Source organism: Lachnoclostridium sp. An181, assembly GCF_002160325.1.
GTDB lineage: Bacteria > Bacillota > Clostridia > Lachnospirales > Lachnospiraceae > An181.
In genome coordinates this window covers 221,405-242,442 of sequence record NZ_NFKJ01000001.1, presented here as the reverse complement: position 1 = coordinate 242,442, position 21,038 = coordinate 221,405, and the positions used below count along the sequence as shown (strand labels likewise).

Sequence of the window (21,038 nt, the reverse complement as noted above, 5' to 3'; positions counted from 1 at the left end):
ATACGAGATGGTCAAGTATATCTTTGAAATGAAAGAGGTTGGCCTGCGTAGTCTATCAAAAAGTGACGCTATCTCAAGTGAATTTTAAGGTGACATTATGATGAGTTGATAAAAATAATAAAAAATATTGCAAAATATATATTTATATGCTATATATTAATTAATTGAATTAACGAAAAGGAGGAAAAATATGAAAAAAAGATGGAAAAAGAGAGTGGTCAGTTATGTGATAGTTGCTACAATGTTAACAGCTACTGTTTTACCAGTGGGAAACCCTGGAATTAAGGTATAGGCAACAGAATATCCCGGGATTACCGAGATTGCAAGACAGACAGCTGAAGAAGGAATTGTTTTGTTAGAAAACAAAGATCATGTGCTGCCGATTCAGAGCAAAGAAGTGATATCTGTATTTGGCAGGACCCAGGTCGACTCTTTTTATTGTGGTTATGGATCTGGTGGATATGTATATCCGTCTAATAAAATCAGCATTCTGGACGGATTGAGAAAAAATGGAGACATACGTTTAAATGAAGAATTGGCACAGGATTATGAGAAATGGTGCGAAGAAAATCCTGTGGATGATAACAATGATTCATGGGGAAAGTGGCCGTATTATTATCCGGAAAGAGTGATGGATGAAAGTATCGTAAAAAAAGCAGCGCAAGAGTCGGACAAAGCAGTTGTGGTCATTGGGAGAAGTGCCGGAGAAGATAGAGAATGCAAATTGGAATCAGGTAGTTATTATTTGACAGAAGAAGAAAAGAGAATGCTTTCCCAGGTAAATGAGTACTTTGAGGATGTCATTGTTGTATTGAACATCGGAAATATTATTGATATGAGCTGGGTTCAGCAATACAGTAATATCAAGGGGATTTTAAATGTTTGGCAAGGCGGAATGGAAATGGGAAAAGCAGTTGCAAAAGTACTGTCAGGAGAAGTTTCGCCGTCAGGAAAGTTGACCTCAACAATTGCAAAAAATTATGATGATTACCCATCTTCTGAAAATTTTGGCGCAAAGGAATTCAACGAATACAAAGAAGATATCTATGTAGGGTATCGCTATTTTGAAACATTTGCAGATAAAAAGGATAAAGTAATGTATCCTTTTGGATATGGACTAAGCTATACGGATTTCGAAATTGAAACAGGGAAAATAACAAATAACGGAAGTACAATTAGAGTGCCCGTAGAAGTTACAAATACAGGGGATACAGAAGGAAAAGAAGTGGTGCAGATTTATTATGGGGCACCTCAAGGGAAATTGGGGAAAGCTGCAAAATCATTGGCCGCTTATGCCAAAACTCCATCAATCCTGCCTGGAGAGACAAAAGAATTGACAATTAGTTTTAAAATTGACTCTATGGCATCCTATGATGATTCTGGAGTAACAGGACATAAATCAGCGTATGTGCTGGAAGAGGGAGAGTATCCGATTTATGTAGGAGATTCTGTTCGTGATGCTCAGGTAGAAGGGATTTATGAGCAAACAGAGTTAGAAGTGATAGAACAATTGGAAGAAGCTTTGGCTCCGGTAAAAGAGTTTGAAAGAATAAAAGCACAAGAAGGAGAAAATGGAGAACTTGTAGAGACATCAGAAACAGTTTCTACAAGTACAATAAACTTGAAGGAACGGATTGATCATCATCTGCCACAGGAAATAGAACCTACAGAAGATCAGGGATATAAACTGTTGGATGTGTATCAGGGAAAACGAACGATGGAAGAGTTTATAGCACAGTTATCAGACGAAGAACTGGCAAGAATTACACGAGGTGCAGGACCGATGCAGTCTAGTCTTGGAACACCTGGAAATGCTGGTGTATTTGGTGGTGTAGAGAAGTCTATAAGAGATCGAGGAGTTGTTCCGGTCAGCGCACACGATGGACCGTCAGGGCTGAGATTGCAACAGAATGTAGATAAGAGTTCTCTCTTACCGATTGGTTCACTTTTGGCATGTACATGGAATACAGAACTTGTAGAATATCTTTATCAACTTCTGAGCAGAGAGATGACAAAAAATAAAGTTGATGTACTTTTGGCACCAGGCATGAATCTGCAAAGAAACCCATTGGGTGGAAGAAATTTTGAATATTTTTCGGAAGATCCGCTTGTTACCGGAACAATGGGGGCAGCTGTAGTCAGAGGAATCCAATCAGAAGGAAATGCCGCATGTATGAAACATTTTGCTGCGAATAATCAGGAGACGAACAGAAAACATACAGATTCGGTAGTTTCTGAAAGAGCTTTGCGAGAAATTTATTTGAAGGGCTTTGAAATTGCCGTAAAAACAGCTGATCCATATACAATGATGTCCGGATATAATAAATTGAATGGGATATATTGTTGCTACAATTATGATCTTATGACGACTATTCTTAGAAATGAATGGGAGTATCAGGGAATGCTGATGACAGACTGGAGTATGGTAGGCGATTCGGCTCCGTACAATCCGAACGTAAAAGATCAGGCTTATAGAATTCAGGCACAGCTGGATTTGTTTATGCCTGGACAGGGCTGGGATGACAGCTCTACATTAAATGCATTGGGAAATGGATTAACAAGAGGAGAATTGCAACGTTCAGTCAAGAATATATTAAATTATGTCATGATTTCCCCAAAATTTGCGCGTGAAAATGGATTGGAACCGAAAAAATACGAAAAACCGGCTTCTTACTTTGAGGTAGAAGGAGGAATCCAGATTGACGGTGAAAGTGGAAGAATCAGCAAAATATTCATTGATGGTAAAGAATTGACTAATTTCAATCCTTTAGTGCAGGAGTATGAAGTATTCCACAGGGAATCTGCGCAATTGCCAAAGGTTACAGTAGAAAAAGAATCTGATGAGATTCAGGTTGACATTGAGCAGGCAACAGAGCAAAACAAAAAAGCAACCATTCGCGTGACAGAAGGGGAAATAGAAAATATTTATGTTGTTCATTTTATATATGAAATGGACATGAATCCGAGTGTAAAAGATCCGGTATTTGCCTATTTAAAAAATATTAAGGTAGATGGAAAAGATCTACCTGGATTCTATAGTACCCTTTATGAGTATGAGCTGGCTACAGACCATATTCCAGAGATAACGGTAGATGTTTCTGAGGGAGTTAATGTTACGATTACTGACTCACAAGATAAAACATATACGGAAATTCTTGCGGAATCGGATGACCATGCGGTACTGTACACAATAACCTATACGCAGCCAGTAGAAGGACCAAAGAGTGACGAGTTCGAAGGAAATGAAATCAGCGATATTTGGACTCAGAATAATAGGAATGAAAAAGCAGAGCAAAAGGATGGATGTTTTGTCATTCACACAGAAGGAGGAGATTTGTACGAAGAAAAAACTGGACTGCATAATTACCTTGCTCAACCAGCAAAGGGTGATTGGGAGTCTGTAACAAAGATTTCTTTAGATGAGATGCCAAGTGAGTTATATCATCAGGCAGGCATTATGATTATGGAAGATGAAGACAATTATCTGTATTTCCGTTTGGAGAAAGCAAATGAGGCTGGAAAGATGTCTGTAAGGCTGAACCAAGAAAAGAATGCAGACAGTAAGGAAATAGCGAACAATAAAGAATTACCAGATCTTATAAAGGACAATGCGTTCTATTTAAAAGTAATAAAAGAAGGAGGACAGTATAAATTCCTGTTCAGTCTGGACGGAGAAGAATTTGTTCAAATCGGAGTTATTTCGGGAGTGTCATATGAAAATCCTCAATTTGTTCTTACCGCAAGCAATGGAGACCTGAATTCAAATATTAGTAGCTTGGAAGTGAAATTTGATTACGTTAGATTTACGGAAAAGGAACCAGAAAAAGAAAAAACAGTCCTAGTGAAAAGTAGGGAAAGTAGCCGTGTAAAAGCGGCAGAAGACTATTACAGCATTACTTCGGGACTGATTGTAGAAGACAGTAAGGACGAAGATGGTGGAAAAAGTCTTGGAATGGCATCAAACGGACAGTATGTATTATATAAAGTGGAGGTAGAAGAAACAGGGTACTATCAAATCAGTCCCAGAATCGCCAGTGCAAGAGATTCATTGTATCAACTTTCCTTTGGTTTGGAAGACGGAGGAAGACCGCTCGTTTCATTTATGCAGTTGGGGGGAACTGGAGGATGGAATTCCTGGATTACCATGGAACCTAAAACAGTATATTTAGAAGAGGGAATGCATAGACTGAAGTTATATTATTTATCTGATGGAATCAATATTAATTGGTTACAGTTTGATCGGGTAAACGAATATCAGATTCATGCAGAAGAAAAAGAAGGAGCCAAGATTGTTTTGAAACAAACAGCAGCGATTCCAGGAGAGAATGTAAGTTTTACAATTCTAGAAGACGAGAACTATGAAGTCGTTGATGTAATGGTTATGGGACAAAATGGAGAAATAACAGTACAGCAGAAAGTAGATGGCAGCTACTATTTCGAAATGCCACAGTCAGATGTTAAGATTCAGGTAGAAACTAAAGTAAAACAACCAGAAGACCTCCGCCCAGCAATTTTGGAATATATGATTCAGATTGCAAAAGAGGCAGAAGAGGAAGGGCAGCTGGAGAATGTGATTCCTGTTGTAAAAGAAAAATTTGAAACAGCGCTTTTCAATGCAGAAGATATACTGAAAAAAGTAAAAGAAGGGAAAGAGGGAATTACACAAGTACAGATTGATATGGCAACAAAAGAACTTTTAAGTGCATTGCAATATCTGGAATTTAAAGGAGATAAAAAAGATCTTTTAATAGTTGTAGATTTGGCTGAAACTTACTTGAGCAAAAAGGACGAGTATATTGCATCAACATTTGCTCCGTTTGAAGAAACTCTCAATGCTGCAAAAGAAGTGGTAGATAACGAAAATGCACTTCAGGAAGAGATTGATACCGTATGGAAAGCACTTTTGAAGGCGATGGCTGAGTTAAGACTCAAACCGGATAAATCACTTTTGGAAGAGTTTTTGATAAAAGCTCAGGGAATAGATTTTTCTTTATATACAAAAGTGAGTGCCCAAAAAGTTCGTGCAGCAATTGCAGATGCAAAGGTTATATATGAGTCAGAAGAGTGTGATCAAGAAACTGTAGATCAGGCAGTAGAAAAACTGAAGATAGCTCTAAACAGTCTGGAAGAACAGAATGCGACAGCTAGCCCAAAAGGAGATACAGAAAGCATGAAACAAAATAGCATAACAGGTTCAGAAAACAATGGAAAGACAGAAGAAACGGTACTAAAAAGTGTAGAAGAAAAATCCGCAAAAACAGGGGATGAAGAAAGCGTCTTTCCATATGGGGCAGGAATGCTGGCGGCAGCTGTAGTACTTATTTTGACTAAAAACAGAAAAAATTATAAAAGGTAAAAAGGATGCTTATGCAGTTGCATTGATAAAATATTTAAATACCATTTGAGAAGAGAAAAGGAAGTTAGATAATTTGTACTCGCTCCCAAAAGTTAGATCTAAAATCTTAATTTTGGGAGCGGTATTTTGTGCTAAAGCATAGCTTTGAATTAAAAGTATAATGATTTCAATTAAGAAATTTTTCGTAAGCATCAAATAGGTTCTTTCCAAATTTAGTTGTTATTGACGTTATAAAGTAGCATAATAATACTGGCTGATGTTTTGTGGAGATTGCGTCAGCATGTGTTTATTTTGTTGCAGTAATGGATAAAGGGTGTTCTAAGATAGAATAGTCAGAAATACTGTATAGTAATTATTATGGGTATGAGTCACCCTTATATTCTGGTATAAATGAAGTTTCTGTAGGTTTTTAGTGTTGATTTAACATTACACGTAATAATATTATCGAAACATAATGACAGATACACTACAATGTAAAAGTTGTTTTGGTAAAAGGTAGACCAAGGATGTATATGAAGGGTGAAATTGATTATGTGGCGGAAAATCCATTTCCAGAGATTGAATTGATTGGATTATGTAAGAGATATGTGTGTGGTATCAAACGCATTGCTTTTAAAAGCATATTATCCGGAAAAGAAAATAACAGTGGATGCGACTGTATGTGCTGGACTTAAAAAGGAAAATATACAGAGACTCTTGACACGATGTCATCTGGTCATGTTGATATTCTGAATTTAAACAAATAAAAATGATTGTGGAGGGTGTCCTCAAAACTATGTAATTTAAGTTCATAGAAGAGAGGCATCCTTTTTCTTTTGAAAAAAGCATGAGATCTGGTTAAAAAGATAATTCACATTAATGAAACAATTGACGGACTGATCAAGAATGGGGAAAACCTCTTCAAATCCGATAGAGAAATAAGTTGTTTCAAAAAAGGTGTTGTTATATCATAGGGATGAAGAATTGTAAGAGAAGGAGAGGCGGACATGAAAGAAAAGTTATTGATAGTGGTAGACATGCAGAATGATTTTGTCACAGGTGCCCTTGGCACAAAGGAGGCAAAAGATATTGTCCGGAATGTGAAAAGTGTCATTGAAAAGAGAAAAGAAGAGGGATGGAGTGTTGTTTTCACTATGGATACACACGGGGAAGATTATGCAGAAACGATGGAGGGAAGAAAATTACCTGTCAGACATTGTATCCGAGGGACAGACGGATGGGAGATAATCCCTGAACTTGTACAGTTTTTGAAGGATGCTAAGACCATCCAAAAACCCACATTTGGTTCTGTTGACCTTGTAAAGTATGTTGCAGAAAATAAGATTTCAGAGATCGAATTGATCGGCGTATGCACAGATATCTGTGTGGTATCCAATGCGCTGCTGTTAAAAGCGCATTTCCCGGAAAAGAAAATTTTAGTGGATGCGTCTGCCTGTGCAGGAGTGACCAGAGAAAAACATATGGCAGCACTGGAGACAATGTCCTCTTGTCATATAGATATTTTGAATAAATGACAAAAATAATTTTTGAAAAACGTGGTCAAAAACCAAAGTATGACAGAAACGCAATCTTTTTGTCAAGCCTTCTTTTTTTTCAAAACGAATTCTGATACAATAATAGACGGAAAAGAAAAGGAGGAGAAGAGATATGAAGAAACTATTGGCATTGCTCTTAACCGCGATTTTGGCAGTCGGAATGCTGGCTGGCTGCGGTTCATCGGACAAGAACAAAACGGAAGACAAACAGAAGACAGAAAAAACAGAGGAATCAGTGAGCGTGCGAGTAGGTTCCTTGAAAGGTCCTACCACGATCGGCTTGGTATCCTTGATGGAGAAAGCAGAAAACAAAGAGTCTGAAGGCACCTATACATTTCAGATGGAGGCTGGCGCAGAAGCACTCCTTGCAGCGATGACAAAGGGGGAGATGGATATTGCGCTGATTCCGGCCAATGCTGCCAGTATCTGGTATAACAAGCTGGATGGAGCAGTAAAAGTGATCGATATCAATACTCTTGGAGTATTGTATATGGTGTCAACGGATGAAAATATAAACAATATGCAGGCGTTGAAAGGCAAAACGATCGTCCTTACGGGAAAAGGGACAACCCCTGATTACACGCTCCAGTATCTCTTAAAGGCGAATGGGATGAGCACGGAGGATGTTACTTTGGAATATAAATCCGAAGCTGCGGAAGTAGTCTCTGCCCTTGCTCAGGGAACTGCAGATATTGGGCTTCTCCCTCAGCCGTTTGTTACCGCTGCCTGTGCACAGAATAACAACCTGAAAGTGGTTATGGATATGACGGAGGAATGGAATCATGTTCAGGGAGAAGACGGCGGACAGCTTGTGACGGGGGTAACAGTTGTGCGCACAGATTTCCTGGAAAAACATCAAAAGGAAGTGGAAACATTTCTAAAAGAGCATCAAGAAAGCGCAGCTTATGCCAACGAACATGTGAAAGAGACGGCGGAACTTGTAGAAAAGCAGGGAATCATTGAAAAAGCGGCGATTGCGGAGAAAGCAATACCAAAATGTAATATCACCTATATTGACGGAGCAGAAATGAAAAAAGGAATATCCGGTTATCTTAAAGTTCTCTATGATTTGGATCCGGCAATGGTAGGAGGTAACATGCCGGATGATGCGTTCTACTATGAAACAGAGTAAAAAGTACAGAAATTGGATGCTGACCATACTGTTTTGGGTAGTTTTATGGCAGCTGGCTGCCAGCACCATGGACAATGCCATTGCGCTGGTTGGTCCAGTGCAAACTTTTGAGATTTTTTTCAAACTCATAGCAGAGGCAGAATTTTGGAAAATCGTGGTTTGTTCCTTGTCCAGGATCCTGGCCGGATTTTTTCTGGGATGGATGAGCGGAACATTGGCAGCTTTGGCTGCGTGCAAGGTGCCGGCAGTAGAGATGCTGCTGGCTCCTTTTGTAAGTTTATTAAGAGCGGTCCCTGTGGCATCCTTTGTCATTTTGGCATTGATCTGGATGGGCTCGGAAAATCTAACGGTTTTTGTCGTGTTTGTAGTAGTGATGCCGATTGTGTATGCAGCAGTTCTGGATGGGATGGGCCAGACAGACAAAGAGATGTTGGAGCTGGCAAAAGTATTCCGGATGGGAAGATGGAAGAAACTGTGGTATATCTATCGTCCATCCTGTATACCGTTTCTTTTGAATGCAATGACAGTGACCGCAGGACTGGCGTGGAAATCCGGTGTGGCTGCAGAAGTAATAGGAATACCGGAGTATTCTTTTGGAGAGAGGCTTTACATGTCAAAAATCTACCTGGAGACAGGAGACCTTTTTGCCTGGACAGCTGCGGTCATTTTATTCAGTTATCTGTTTGAGAGGGCAGGAATATGGCTGCTGAAAAAGACAGCCGGAAAGGGTGTGGTGACAGATGGAAATCCAAATTCAAAACTGGAATAAAGCATTTGGGGAGCACATACTTTTTCAGAATTTGAATGCCACGTTCCGGGAAGGAGAACGATATTGCCTCATGGGAGCATCAGGGAGCGGAAAAACCACTTTTTTGAGAATGCTTGCGGGTTTGGAAAGACCAGATGGGGGAATGTGTAAAGGATTGAAAGAAAAACGAATCTCCATGGTTTTTCAGGAAAATAGATTGTGCGAAGGTTTCAATGCTCTGGATAACATAAAAATGGTTTTAAAAAGACCGGAAGAAGGGATTATAAGGAGGGAGCTTGCGGCACTCCTGCCAGAAGAGTACATTGAACAGCCGGTATATCGTTTCAGCGGAGGGATGAAACGACGGGTTGCCGTGGTGCGCGCCATTCTGGCGGATTCAGATTTGTTGTTAATGGATGAGCCATTTACAGGGCTTGATGAAAGCCTAAAAAAGCAGGTGATGGATTATATTATGGAAAGACAGAAAAACCGTATTGTGATCTTTACCACGCATCAGGAAGAGGATGCAGAATATATGAATGCAATAATACGTAAAATATATTTTACAAGAAATGTTAAATCCATGTAAAATATGTTGTTTTTATGTACAAAGTCTTGCGGTTTTGTTAAAAATCATGTAAAACAGAGGTATAATGTAAAATTTCTGTGCATGAATAGCAAAGAACCCAAAAGGAATTTTACAAAAGAGAAGTAAAGTGATGGAGGAATCAAAAGTGAAGATTACTGATTTTTTGAACCTGCTGGGGGGCCTGTCATTGTTCCTTTACGGAATGCAGATGATGAGTAATGGTTTAGAGGCTGCAGCAGGAAACAGGATGAAACAGATTTTGGAGAGACTGACGGCAAACCGGTTTCTCGGTGTCCTGGTAGGGGCGGGGATTACGGCGGTTATCCAGTCTTCGTCCGCGACAACAGTTATGGTAGTAGGGTTTGTAAATTCAGGGATGATGACATTAAGGCAGGCAGTATGGATCATCATGGGGGCCAATATCGGTACTACGATCACAGGACAGTTGATCGCGCTGGATGTAGGAGCGATCGCACCGCTTTTTGCATTTATCGGTGTTGCACTTATTGTGTTTGTAAAAAAGCAGAAAGTACATCATTACGGTCTGATTGTAGCCGGATTGGGAATCCTTTTTATTGGCATGGAGTTGATGAGCTCTTCTATGATGCCGTTAAGGGATTCGGAACAGTTTATATCATTGATGACAAAATTTGAAAATCCAGTGCTTGGAATTTTAGCAGGTATGATCTTCACTGCGATCATCCAGTCCTCATCCGCATCTGTCGGAATCTTACAGGCTCTGGCGACAAGCGGGCTGATCGGACTGCCAAATGCGGTTTTCGTACTGTTTGGTCAAAATATCGGTACCTGTATCACAGCCGTTTTGGCTGCTATCGGAACAAACAGAAATGCAAAGAGAACAACGGTCATCCATTTGATGTTCAATGTGATCGGTACCTGTATTTTTACTATTTTGTGTATTGTAACACCTTTGACATCGGTTGTGGAGAATTTTACTCCGGACAATGTTGCGGCACAGATTGCAAATATGCATACACTGTTTAATATTGTGACGACCATTCTTCTGATTCCGTTTGGAACACAGCTTGCAAAGCTGGCTACGAAAATTTTGCCGGATAAAGAAGAGGAAACTCAGGAAGTGATGCACCTGGAATATATCCGTTCTACAGAAAACAAAAAAGAAAATCAGATCGGTCTTTCTGCTATTGCAATGACAGGAATCAAAAATGAGCTTCACAGAATGATGGATATGGCAAAGGTAAATGTAGGGCGCAGCTTTGATGCAGTGATCGAAGGAAAGACAACGCTTCTTGCGGAAGTCACGGACAGAGAGGAGTACATTGATTTTTTGAATAAAGAGATATCCAAATATATCTCAAAGATCATGGTTACTGAGAGTAATCAGCAGGATTCCCAGTATATCAGCGCATTGTTCAAGGTAAGCGGAAACTTGGAGAGGATCGGAGATCACGCGATCAATATCTGTGAATATACAAAGTTGATTGAAGAAAAGCATATTAAATTTTCAAAAGAGGAGATTGCTGAAATTCAGGAAATGCAGAAAGTCAGCATGGAGGCACTTACACTTCTTGAAAATATTGAGGAGAACTCCAAAGAAAACATCAAGCATATCGAGGATATAGAACAGCGCATGGACGACATGACTGAAGTGTACAGAAAGAAAGAGATGCAGAGAATGCAGGATGGAATCAGCTCTGACGAGGCATGTATCCTGTACTCAGAAATGTTGACAGACTTTGAGCGGATTGGTGACCATATCTTGAACATCGGACAAGAGATGGGACTTGGAAAAGTAACCGCATAAGGGATTGTTTGAAAGGCAAAAAAAGAGTATAATGAACACAAAAGAAGGATGTTGCAGACAGCAGGATTTGCAGCATCCTTGTTCATTTCAGAGAAAATGTGAAAAGAAGGTTTAAAGAAAAGGGGTGTGTTATGAAATATGCAAAAGAAGGAGTGCAGTACCATCTTCAAATAAGAAAAGGAGACGTAGGAAGATATGTGATTCTTCCAGGTGATCCGAAACGGTGTGCGCTCATTGCAGAACATTTTGAAAGTTCAAGGCTGATAGCCGACAGCAGGGAGTTTGTTACCTATACGGGATTTTTGAACGGAGAGAAGGTAAGCGTGACATCCACGGGAATTGGAGGACCATCGGCAGCCATTGCAATGGAAGAACTTGTAAAATGCGGAGCGGATACTTTTGTGCGGATTGGTACATGCGGTGGGATGGAATTGGATGTCAAAGGAGGAGATATTGTGGTTGCCACGGGGGCAATCCGAAAGGAGGGGACGAGCCGGGAATATGCCCCGATAGAATTTCCGGCCGTGGCTGACCTTACAGTGACCAATGCCCTTGTAAATGCCGCAAAAAGATTGGGGTACACATATCATGCAGGGGTTGTGGAGTGTAAGGATTCTTTTTATGGCCAGCATGAACCAGAGAGCAAGCCGGTAAGTTATGAGCTGACAGAAAAATGGAATGCCTGGCTGCGCCTTGGATGCAAAGCATCGGAGATGGAGTCGGCAGCGCTTTTTATTGTTGCAAGTTATCTGCACGTAAGAGCTGGATCCACATTTCTTGTCATGGGAAATCAGGAAAGAGAAAAGAAAGGTCTGGATAATCCTATTGTGCATGATACAGAGGCGGCGGTGAAAGTTGCGGTGGAAGCAGTTAGGGAAATGATTTTAAAAGAAAGAGAGGCTGGACAATGATTTTTTATTTTAGCGGTACCGGAAATTCTCTTGCCGCGGCAAGATATTTGGAAAAAGAACTGGCAGAGCGGAAAGTAGATATCACAAAGGCAGTCAGAGAAAAGAAATTTTCCTATGAGATTGGAGAGGAGGAAAGTGTTGGTTTTGTGTTCCCGGTGTATTTTTGGGGATTGCCAAGTATTGTCGCGTATTTTCTGCACCGAGTTTGTTTTCAGGAAGATAGAAAACCGTATCTATACGGAGTGATGACTTGCGGAAGCAGTATCGGGGCTGCAGATAAACAGATGAAAAGTATTCTAGAAAAAAGAGGACATCAACTAAAAGCAGTCTTTCCGCTCGTGATGCCCGATAATTATGTCGTGATGTTTCAGGCACCAACGGAGGAAGAGGTCGAAAAGATTTTGAAAAAGACAGAGAAAGAGATTGCTGTTATCTCTGCATCAGTCAAAAGGAAAGAGGATGGCAGATGGTCCAAAGCAAAAGGCTTTGCTTTGAGCACAGTGATGCAGCCGCTATATAGAAACGGCAGGAAAACCGCAAAATTTCATGCCGAGGATACGTGCATCAGCTGTGGAAAATGTGCGTCTATCTGTCCTGCAAGAGCTATACGGATAGAGGATGGAAAACCGATTTGGGTAAAAAAACAGTGCATTTTCTGTATGGCGTGCATCAACCGATGCCCGGTCCAGGCGATTCAGTACGGAAGTAGAACGCTGAAAAAGGGAAGATATGAACATCCAGATATCAAAGGGGAATGGTAGAAAAATGGACCACTAAAAGATTTTAGTGGTCCATTTTGTGCAGTCCCAAACTTCCTGCACCACATCTTTGTAAAATTCCGGCTCATGGCAAATGAGAAGAATGCTGCCTTTGTATTCCAAAAGCGCACGTTTCAGTTCTTCTTTTGCATCTACGTCCAGATGGTTTGTCGGCTCGTCCAGCAACAGGATATTGGTTTCCCGGTTGATCAATTTGCAAAGACGTACTTTTGCCTGTTCTCCTCCGCTTAACACCCTTACCTGACTTTCAATATGTTTGGTAGTAAGGCCGCATTTGGCAAGAGCAGAGCGGACTTCATACTGGGAGTAGGAAGGAAATTCATCCCAGATCTCTTCAATACAAGTCCTGGTGTTTTGTTCTTTGATTTCCTGTTCAAAATATCCGATCTGCAGATTTTCTCCAAGTGTGCAGTTTCCAAAGAGGGCTGGAATCAAACCAAGTATGCTCTTTAAAAGTGTTGTCTTTCCGATTCCGTTTGCCCCTGTCAGAGCGATTTTCTGTCCGCGCTCCATGGAAAGATTCAGTGGTTTGGAGAGCGGAGAGTCATAACCGATGACCAGATCCTTTGTCTCAAAAATCAATTTGCCAGGTGTCCGGCCAACACGGAAATGAAATTCCGGTTTTGGGCGTTCCTTTGCAAGCTCGATGACATCCATTTTGTCCAGTTTTTTCTGTCTTGACATGGCCATGTTTCGCGTGGATACTCTTGCCTTGTTTCTGGCAACAAAATCTTTTAATTCACTGATTTCCTGCTGCTGCCTTTTGTAAGCTGCCTCGAGCTGTGCTTTTTTGACTGCGTACACTTCCTGGAAATGTTCATAGTCCCCAACATAGCGGTTCAGCTCCTGATTTTCCATATGATAGATGATATTGATAACTTCGTTGAGAAACGGGATATCGTGGGAGATAAGAATAAACGCATTTTCGTAGTCAATCAGATAGCGTTTCAACCAGGCAATATGTTCCTCATCCAGATAGTTCGTTGGCTCATCCAAGAGAAGGATGTCCGGTTTTTCCAATAAAAGTTTGGCCAAAAGGACTTTGGTTCTCTGACCGCCGCTCAAATCTGTGACATCCCTCTCAAGGCCAAGATCCAAGAGGCCAAGTGCGCGTGCTACCTCTTCGACTTTGGAATCTATTGTATAGAAATCGTGCAAAGTCAGAGCGTCCTGGATGGTGCCAAGCTCCTCCATCATTGCTGCCATTTCGTCTTCACTGGCATTCCCGAGGGCATTGCAGATGTCATTCATCCGTTCTTCCATCTCGAATAGGTAGGAAAAAGCAGATTTGAGTACATCCCGAATACACATTCCCTGTTTCAGAACCGTGTGTTGGTCAAGGTAGCCGACGCGTACTTTTTTTGCCCACTCAATCTTTCCCTCGTCTGGTTTTAAATGCCCTGTCACCACGTTGAGAAAGGTGGATTTTCCTTCTCCGTTTGCGCCCACAAGGCCGATATGTTCTCCTTTTAACAGACGGAAGGAGACATCATTGAAAATTGCTCTGTCTCCAAATCCGTGAGATAAGTGCTCTACATTTAAAATGCTCATAATAACCTCCAATCAGTCTAAGATATAATCTACTATTGGAGGAATGCGCTGTCAAGAAATTTTCGCGGAGAGTGTATTGTTGGCAGCCTCTATAAAGGAAGAAAAAAGACGGCTCATTTTTTTGGAGGACTCATACATATGTTCCGGGTGCCATTGTACGCCAAGCACATAAGGAGAGTCTGGAAACTCCAGAGCTTCAATGGTTTTGTCCGAAGTTCTGGCAGAGACGACAAGGTCTGCGCCCACATCCCGGATACTCTGGTGATGATAGCTGTTCGTGTAGACACTGTCTCCAAGGATGCGGGACAGAAGAGTGCCTGGCTGGATTTTTACCTGATGGCAGATGTCGCCTTTTGAGAGTGTCTTTTGCATATGGCAGATGGAGGCGCCAGGCTGAAGAGTCAAATCCTGATACAGGGAACCACCCCTTGCAAGGTTTAAGATCTGGACCCCTCTGCAGATTGCGAGAAGCGGTTTTTGGGTCTTTAATACTTCCTCCATAAACTGGATCTGAAAGACATCGAGGAGAAAGTTCGTGTGCCCTGATAGCGGGTGCAGCTCCTGGTTAAAAAGGACCGGATTGACATCCTCCCCGCCGCAGAAAAGAAATCCGTCACAGAGGGAAAGATATGTACTGAGCTCGTGGGAAGGCAGAAGTGCTGGTATAATGACAGGAGAGGCTTTAAATGTTTCAATTGCCTGGATATATGACTGAGGGACAAATTGACTTTGGCGGATGAATCCGCAGGTGAGGATACCGATGATTGGTTTCATATTCAAATCCTTTCTGAAATACATATTGATTAAGATAATACAGACTATGAAAAGGAGGACAAAGATATGCATTTGATCGATCTGCACTGTGACATGATCTGGAAACTTTTGAAGGACAGAGCAGAAGGGAAAGAGGTGGACATATGCAGGAATGAGGGCGCAGTCAGCCTTTTGGGGCTTGAAAAGGCGGAGAGTATGGCGCAGTTTTTTGCTGCCTTTGTGTATATGGGAAAGTTTCAGGGGAAAGGAAGATGGAGTAAAGGGTACAGAGAAGCTTTAATGATGTTGAAAGCTCTTGATGAAGAGATAGAGAGAACAGAAGGAAAAATTGAATGGGCCAAAAATGCAGGGGATGTGTTAGGTACACATAGACAGGGGAAAATAGCAGCAATCAAAAGTGTGGAGGAAGGCGGTGTTTTGGAAGAGAAAATAAGCCGTCTGGAAACATTTTATGAAGAAGGTGTTCGGCTTTTGACATTGACATGGAATGAGGAGAATTGTATCGGATATCCAAATAGTAGAGATCGAAATATCATGGAGAAAGGGCTTAAAAAATTTGGGATGGAAGTTGTCTCTTTTATGAATGAAAAAGGGATGATCATAGATGTTTCGCACTTGTCTGACCAGGGGTTCTGGGATGTCATATGTCTTAGCAAGGCACCGGTTGTTGCCTCCCACTCCAATGCAAGAAGCCTTTGTGCGCATCCAAGGAATCTGACAGATGAAATGCTTTTGGAGCTTGGGAACCATGGAGGAGTGGTTGGCCTGAATCTATACCCCTATTTTGTAGATAAAAACGGACGTTCAAATATGGAAAAGCTTGCTGTCCACCTCCGGCACATGGTGTCTGTGGCAGGGGAAGATGCAGTGGCTATTGGCACAGATTTTGACGGTTTTGACGAGGGAATATCCTCTATTAAAAACATTGGCCAGATGCCGGATTTTTATGATTATCTGAAAAAACATGGTTTTACAGAAAAGATACTGGAAAAAGTATGGTATAAAAACGCGCTCCGTATTATGGCAGAAGTAATGAAATAGCACTTAAACAGAACAAACCGCAGCAAAATCTGCGGTTTGTGTTGCTTTAACGCATTAATGTGTGCTAGAATAGGGCGAATAGAAAAAGAATAGGAGAATGTTATGGAAAAAAGAGAGACTTTTACAAGCAAGATTGGATTTGTCATGGCATGTATTGGCTCAGCCATAGGGCTGGGAAATATATGGATGTTTCCATACCGCCTCGGAAGATATGGCGGGGCGGCATTTTTGATTCCATACCTCTTGTTTGTCCTTATTTTGGGGACAACCGGATTGATGGCGGAATTCTCTTTTGGAAGAAGGTTCAAAGGAGGTTCTATGTACGGAATCATCACTGTCTTTCAGCAGAAAAAGAAAAGGGGAGGAAAGTTTTGGGGAGCGTTGCCGGCGATCGGTCTGGCCGGAGTTTTTATCTTTTATAATATTGTAGTTGGATGGATCTTGAAATACTTGTTTATGAGTATCACAGGTGATCTCAAAGAGATAGACAAGGCAAACTATTTCCATGAATTTGCGGGGACAAGCGCCTCTATCCCATGGAATATTTTTGCGATACTTCTGACCGTAGTGATCATCTCATGCGGTGTGACAAAAGGAATCGAGAGAATCAGTAAAATCATCATGCCGGCCCTGTTTATCATCTTTATTCTGCTCGCGATTCGCTCTTTAAGTCTTCCGGGAGCTGCGGAGGGAGTCCGATTCTTGCTTGAGCCAAAGTGGGAGTATTTAAAAGAGGTTGACACCTGGGTGATGGCGCTTGGACAGGCCTTTTTTACCGTATCCATCAATGGGTGCGGTATGGTAGTATACGGCAGTTATCTGAAACGGGAGTATGACATTCCGAGACTTTCCCTGGCTACAGCGGTTCTGGATACTTTGGCTGCGATTCTGGCGTCTTTTGTCATTATGCCGGCAGTTTTTGCTTTCCATGTGGATGTCAACACAGGACCTCCGCTTTTGTTTATGACAATGCCGAGCATTTTTGACAAGATGCCGGGCGGGTTTCTGGTGGCGATCGTCTTTTTTATAAGCTTGCTTTTTGCAGCCATCTCTTCCTCTATTAATATGCTGGAAGGGGTGACAGAGGCTGTGATCACCAATTATAAAGTGCCAAGGAAAAAGGCAGCTGTGGCCATTGGATTGATCCTGGCTCTTTTGTCTGCTCCTCTGAATTTGGATATGAGAGCTTTTGATAATTTTACAAATTTTATTACAATTGTTGTTTCGCCACTCATGGTGGTTCTTGTGCTGATTGTCTATTTCTATATGCATGACAGCAAAGATGCATTGCAGGAGATCAATCAGGGCAGCAAAATAAGGTTTGGAAAAGGGTTTTTGGTGTTTGCAAAATATGTTTTTCTTGCAGTGACTGTTCTGGTTGTAATCCTGGGCGTGGTTTATGGGGGAATTGGATAGATCGATCCCAAATACCGGAGAATTTCTTTATTAGGAATTCTCCGGTTATTTTTTGATCTTTGGAATTGACATAGAGAAACAGTGATGATATATTCTTGGTGTACTATCAATAATAGTACAGTAAATACACTGAAAGAAGGGAGCAGAATTGATTACGATCGACTATCAGAGCAGGAAACCGATTTATGAACAGATTGTGGAAAAATTTCAGCTGCTGATCGTGAAGGGCGTTCTATTGCCGGACAGTCAAATGCCGTCCGTCAGGGCATTGGCCGTGGAATTGGCAATCAATCCGAATACCATTCAAAAGGCGTATGCCATGCTGGAGCAGCAAGGGTATATTTATCCTGTTAAGGGGAGAGGAAATTTTGTGACAGACAATCAGGATGTCCTGCAACAGAAGAGACAGGAGTTTTTTGAAAATCTGCGAGATCTGATAAAAAAGGGAAAAGATATGGGAATTTCAAAGAAAGCATGTATTTCTTACATGGAGGAAAATTGGAAGGAGGGGTTGGATTTATGATCGAGATCAAAGGAGTCAGCAAAAAATTTGGCAATATACAGGCGCTTTCTGATATCCACGCCACGATCCAGGAAGGTGAAGTGTTCGGGCTTATCGGCTCCAATGGAGCCGGAAAAAGTACACTGTTTCGTATTTTGAGTGGAATTTTAAGGCAGGATGAGGGGGAGATCCTGGTGGACGGACAGGCTGTCTATGAAAATGCTGGAGGAAAATCTTTGATCTGCTTTTTGGCAGATGGAAGTTATTTTTTACCAAACACAACGCCGGGGAGTATGGGGGAGCATTACGCCATGTTCTATCCGAAATTCGACAAAGCAAAGTATGAAAAAAATTTAAAAGAATTTGGGATTGATAAAAACCGGAAGATGAACACTTTTTCAAAAGGTATGAAAAAGCAGGTATCCATTCTTCTTGGGATTCACAGCAACACAAAGTATTTATTCTGTGACGAGACATTTGATGGTCTGGATCCTGTAATGCGCCAGGCGGTGAAAAGTCTTTTTATCTCGGAGATGATGAAACGTCCATTTACTCCGGTGATCGCATCCCACAATCTGCGTGAATTGGAAGATATCTGCGAGCATGTAGGGCTTCTTCACAAAGGAGGAATTCTTTTTACAAAAGATTTGGATGAGATGAAATTGAATCTGCACAAGGTACAATGTGTCTTCCAAAATCCGGTTTCTGAAGAAGAAGCGCTTAAAAATCTGGATATTTTAAAGCATGAAAAAAGAGGTTCTCTTCTCACTCTTGTGACAAGGGGAAGAAGGGAAAAAGTCATGCAGATCATACAGGAAGAAAATCCTCTGTTTGCGGAAGTGCTGCCGCTGACTTTAGAGGAAATCTTTATTAGTGAAACGGAGGTAGCGGGATATGACATCAAAGATTTCATTTTTTAAGCTTGTAAAAGATGATATCAGACAGCGCATGTGGCTGATGGCCTTTACGTCAGTTCTGTTTTTATGTATCTATCCGGTGTATGGGGCGATGGAATTGGAAAACAGGCTGGCATCACTGGGGGCAGAAGGGGCTTATGGGGTGGAGTCTCTTAAAAAGTGGGTGGAGGAATTTGCAGGATCTGGAAACTTTTTCTTTGCAGGAGCTGCCTCATTCATTGCAGTTGTGAGTGCGTTCTCTGCTTTTGCCTATCTGCACAGCAAAGATAAGGTAGATTTTTATCACAGTTTCCCAGTGACAAGAGGAGCGCTGTATGCAAAGGCGTATGTGAGCAGTTTTTTCATGTTTGTCGTGCCGTTTGTGGTATCCTATGCCATGTTTATTGCAATTGCAGCCCAAAAGTCTGTACTTCCTTCAGATGTCTTTGATATGGTGATTCGAACAATTGCAGTGCAGGTCATTTACTTTTTGTTGATTTATTCGGTTACAGTTGTCAGTGTAATGTTGACAGGGAAGATTATCATGGGAGTTTTAGCAGCCATCGTATTCATGAGCTATGTGCCGGTTCTTTTTTTTGTGATTGATGAACTCTGTTCTTTTTTTGTCACGTACACGCCTTCTGTCCACACAGGAAACCACCTGTTTTTCTCACCTCTTGGCAATTATTTTGAGTTTGTGGGGAACTGTCAGTCAGGGCTTTTTTCATGGACAAGACTTTTGCTGGTGCTTTTGCTGGCTGTGATCATGATTGGTGTAGGGTATCTTTTATACAGGTTTCGGCCTTTGGAGGCAGCGGAAAGTACACTTGCTTTTCAAAAGACAGGATCATTTATAAAAGTGCTTTTGTCTGTGCCGCTCTCCCTTGCTGTTGCATCTGTGATGACAAGTTCCAGTGTGCATCCAATCAAATGGATGGCGGTTATCTCTGTGCTTGGAACTTTGCTTTTATGTTTGACCATAGAATTTATGTACCATATGGACATCAAAAAAATTGTTTGCGGGAAGATTGGTACGGCAGTCGCTGTATTTGGAGTGATGGTGATTCTCTTTGCATTTTATAAGGATATTTTTGGGTATGACAGTTATCTGCCAAAGAAAGACAAGGTAAGTCAGATGGCACTTTTGGTGGAAGAAGACAATGGATTTTTTGTGAGAAATGCAGACAGAAAATATCTTCAGGCTAACATGACAGATGCGTTTGGGCCGATTTATGCGTTGGCAGAAGAAGGTGCAAAAAATACAGAGAAAGCTTTGGACAAAGAGCAGTATTTTGAAGGAAAACTGAAAGAAAAATTAAGATGTATCATCGCCTATAAGGAAAAGAAAGACACGACAAAATACAGAACCTATTATGTGTCCAGAGAGACTGTGAAAAAGACTGTTGTACAAATGTGTAAAAACGAAGAGTACAAAGAAAAAATGTTCGGAGTGGAAAAGATCGAACCGGGCAGGGAGAGTGAGTTTTATATAAACGATATCCTTGAGAATTATGGGAATATGGATATCACACAGGAGCAGAAAAGATCCATTTTGGGTGCATACAAAAAAGATTTTAAAGATATCTCCGTGGAACAGATGATGGAAGAAAACCCAATTGCCAGGCTGGAGATCGTGGACGACTCGTTTGAGACTTATATGCTGCCTGTATATAAGGAAAATGAACGGACACTCGAAAGTCTTAAGGCAGCAGGTTATGAGATTCAGACCTCTGTTTTGCAGGAAGATGTAAAGGAAATGGAGGTTATTGTTTATGACGAGGATACAGACAAGCCGGGAAACAGGGAGTCAGTGACAGATGTGGAGAAACAGCAGAAGATATTGGAGCTCCTAAGTTATCAAAGTGACCCTTTGTTTGCAGAGCATGATTTTAATGATATGGAGATCATGGTCACATTAAAAGATAACAGAGAACTTTATTTTTCCTGCAATAAAGAAAAAATAGCGAATATTTTAAAATAGCGGCTACCAAAGGCGTTCTTAAAATACGCAAAAGAATGATC

Annotated in this window: 15 protein-coding genes; 13 read left to right on the top strand and 2 right to left on the bottom strand. The window is 41.2% G+C overall.

The window, feature by feature from the left end; genetic code table 11:
* Positions 1 to 352 precede the first annotated feature (352 nt).
* From B5F18_RS01115 to B5F18_RS01070, 8 genes are all read left to right on the top strand, one after another.
* Complete coding sequence (locus B5F18_RS01115; protein ID WP_087155814.1) at positions 353 to 5,356, top strand: glycoside hydrolase family 3 C-terminal domain-containing protein; 5,004 nt, start codon at positions 353 to 355, stop codon at positions 5,354 to 5,356.
* 986 nt (positions 5,357 to 6,342) lie between these two features.
* Positions 6,343 to 6,870: a cysteine hydrolase family protein gene (locus tag B5F18_RS01100; protein ID WP_087155812.1), complete on the top strand. Its 528-nt coding sequence runs from the start codon at positions 6,343 to 6,345 to the stop codon at positions 6,868 to 6,870.
* Positions 6,871 to 7,003: 133 nt separating this feature from the next.
* Positions 7,004 to 8,023 carry an ABC transporter substrate-binding protein gene (locus B5F18_RS01095; protein ID WP_087155811.1) on the top strand — a complete coding sequence of 340 codons (1,020 nt, stop codon included), beginning with the start codon at positions 7,004 to 7,006 and terminating at the stop codon, positions 8,021 to 8,023.
* Positions 7,995 to 8,792, top strand: a complete 798-nt coding sequence (locus B5F18_RS01090; RefSeq protein WP_087155810.1) for an ABC transporter permease — start codon at positions 7,995 to 7,997, stop codon at positions 8,790 to 8,792. The genes B5F18_RS01095 and B5F18_RS01090 overlap by 29 nt, the downstream gene beginning before the upstream one ends.
* Complete coding sequence (locus tag B5F18_RS01085; protein WP_087155809.1) at positions 8,764 to 9,360, top strand: ABC transporter ATP-binding protein; 597 nt, start codon at positions 8,764 to 8,766, stop codon at positions 9,358 to 9,360. The genes B5F18_RS01090 and B5F18_RS01085 overlap by 29 nt, the downstream gene beginning before the upstream one ends.
* A gap of 145 nt (positions 9,361 to 9,505) precedes the next feature.
* A complete protein-coding gene (locus tag B5F18_RS01080) occupies positions 9,506 to 11,146 on the top strand; it encodes a Na/Pi cotransporter family protein (RefSeq protein ID WP_087155839.1) in 1,641 nt (546 codons plus the stop codon).
* A gap of 131 nt (positions 11,147 to 11,277) precedes the next feature.
* Positions 11,278 to 12,057 (top strand): uridine phosphorylase, encoded by a 780-nt coding sequence (gene udp / locus B5F18_RS01075; protein ID WP_087155808.1) that lies wholly within the window; start codon positions 11,278 to 11,280, stop codon positions 12,055 to 12,057.
* Entirely contained in the window at positions 12,054 to 12,818 is a 765-nt protein-coding gene (locus tag B5F18_RS01070; protein ID WP_087155807.1) for an EFR1 family ferrodoxin, read from the top strand. Before udp ends, B5F18_RS01070 begins: the two co-directional genes overlap by 4 nt.
* A gap of 12 nt (positions 12,819 to 12,830) precedes the next feature.
* Here the strand turns inward: B5F18_RS01070 and B5F18_RS01065 are convergent, their stop codons facing one another.
* Entirely contained in the window at positions 12,831 to 14,387 is a 1,557-nt protein-coding gene (locus B5F18_RS01065) for an ABC-F family ATP-binding cassette domain-containing protein (RefSeq protein ID WP_087155806.1), read from the bottom strand.
* Positions 14,388 to 14,438: 51 nt separating this feature from the next.
* Positions 14,439 to 15,161 (bottom strand): gamma-glutamyl-gamma-aminobutyrate hydrolase family protein, encoded by a 723-nt coding sequence (locus B5F18_RS01060; protein WP_087155838.1) that lies wholly within the window; start codon positions 15,159 to 15,161, stop codon positions 14,439 to 14,441.
* A 66-nt stretch (positions 15,162 to 15,227) separates the two neighbouring features.
* Here B5F18_RS01060 and B5F18_RS01055 point away from each other — a divergent pair, with 66 nt between their 5' ends.
* From B5F18_RS01055 to B5F18_RS01035, 5 genes are all read left to right on the top strand, one after another.
* Complete coding sequence (locus B5F18_RS01055) at positions 15,228 to 16,202, top strand: dipeptidase (RefSeq protein ID WP_087155805.1); 975 nt, start codon at positions 15,228 to 15,230, stop codon at positions 16,200 to 16,202.
* Between the two features lie 102 nt (positions 16,203 to 16,304).
* Positions 16,305 to 17,618, top strand: coding sequence for a sodium-dependent transporter (locus tag B5F18_RS01050; RefSeq protein ID WP_087155804.1), 1,314 nt, complete (start codon positions 16,305 to 16,307; stop codon positions 17,616 to 17,618).
* 148 nt (positions 17,619 to 17,766) lie between these two features.
* Complete coding sequence (locus B5F18_RS01045; RefSeq protein WP_087155803.1) at positions 17,767 to 18,141, top strand: GntR family transcriptional regulator; 375 nt, start codon at positions 17,767 to 17,769, stop codon at positions 18,139 to 18,141.
* Positions 18,138 to 19,040, top strand: coding sequence for an ABC transporter ATP-binding protein (locus B5F18_RS01040; RefSeq protein ID WP_087155802.1), 903 nt, complete (start codon positions 18,138 to 18,140; stop codon positions 19,038 to 19,040). The genes B5F18_RS01045 and B5F18_RS01040 overlap by 4 nt, the downstream gene beginning before the upstream one ends.
* Positions 19,015 to 20,997 carry a DUF6449 domain-containing protein gene (locus B5F18_RS01035; protein WP_087155801.1) on the top strand — a complete coding sequence of 661 codons (1,983 nt, stop codon included), beginning with the start codon at positions 19,015 to 19,017 and terminating at the stop codon, positions 20,995 to 20,997. Before B5F18_RS01040 ends, B5F18_RS01035 begins: the two co-directional genes overlap by 26 nt.
* Positions 20,998 to 21,038: the final 41 nt, after the last annotated feature.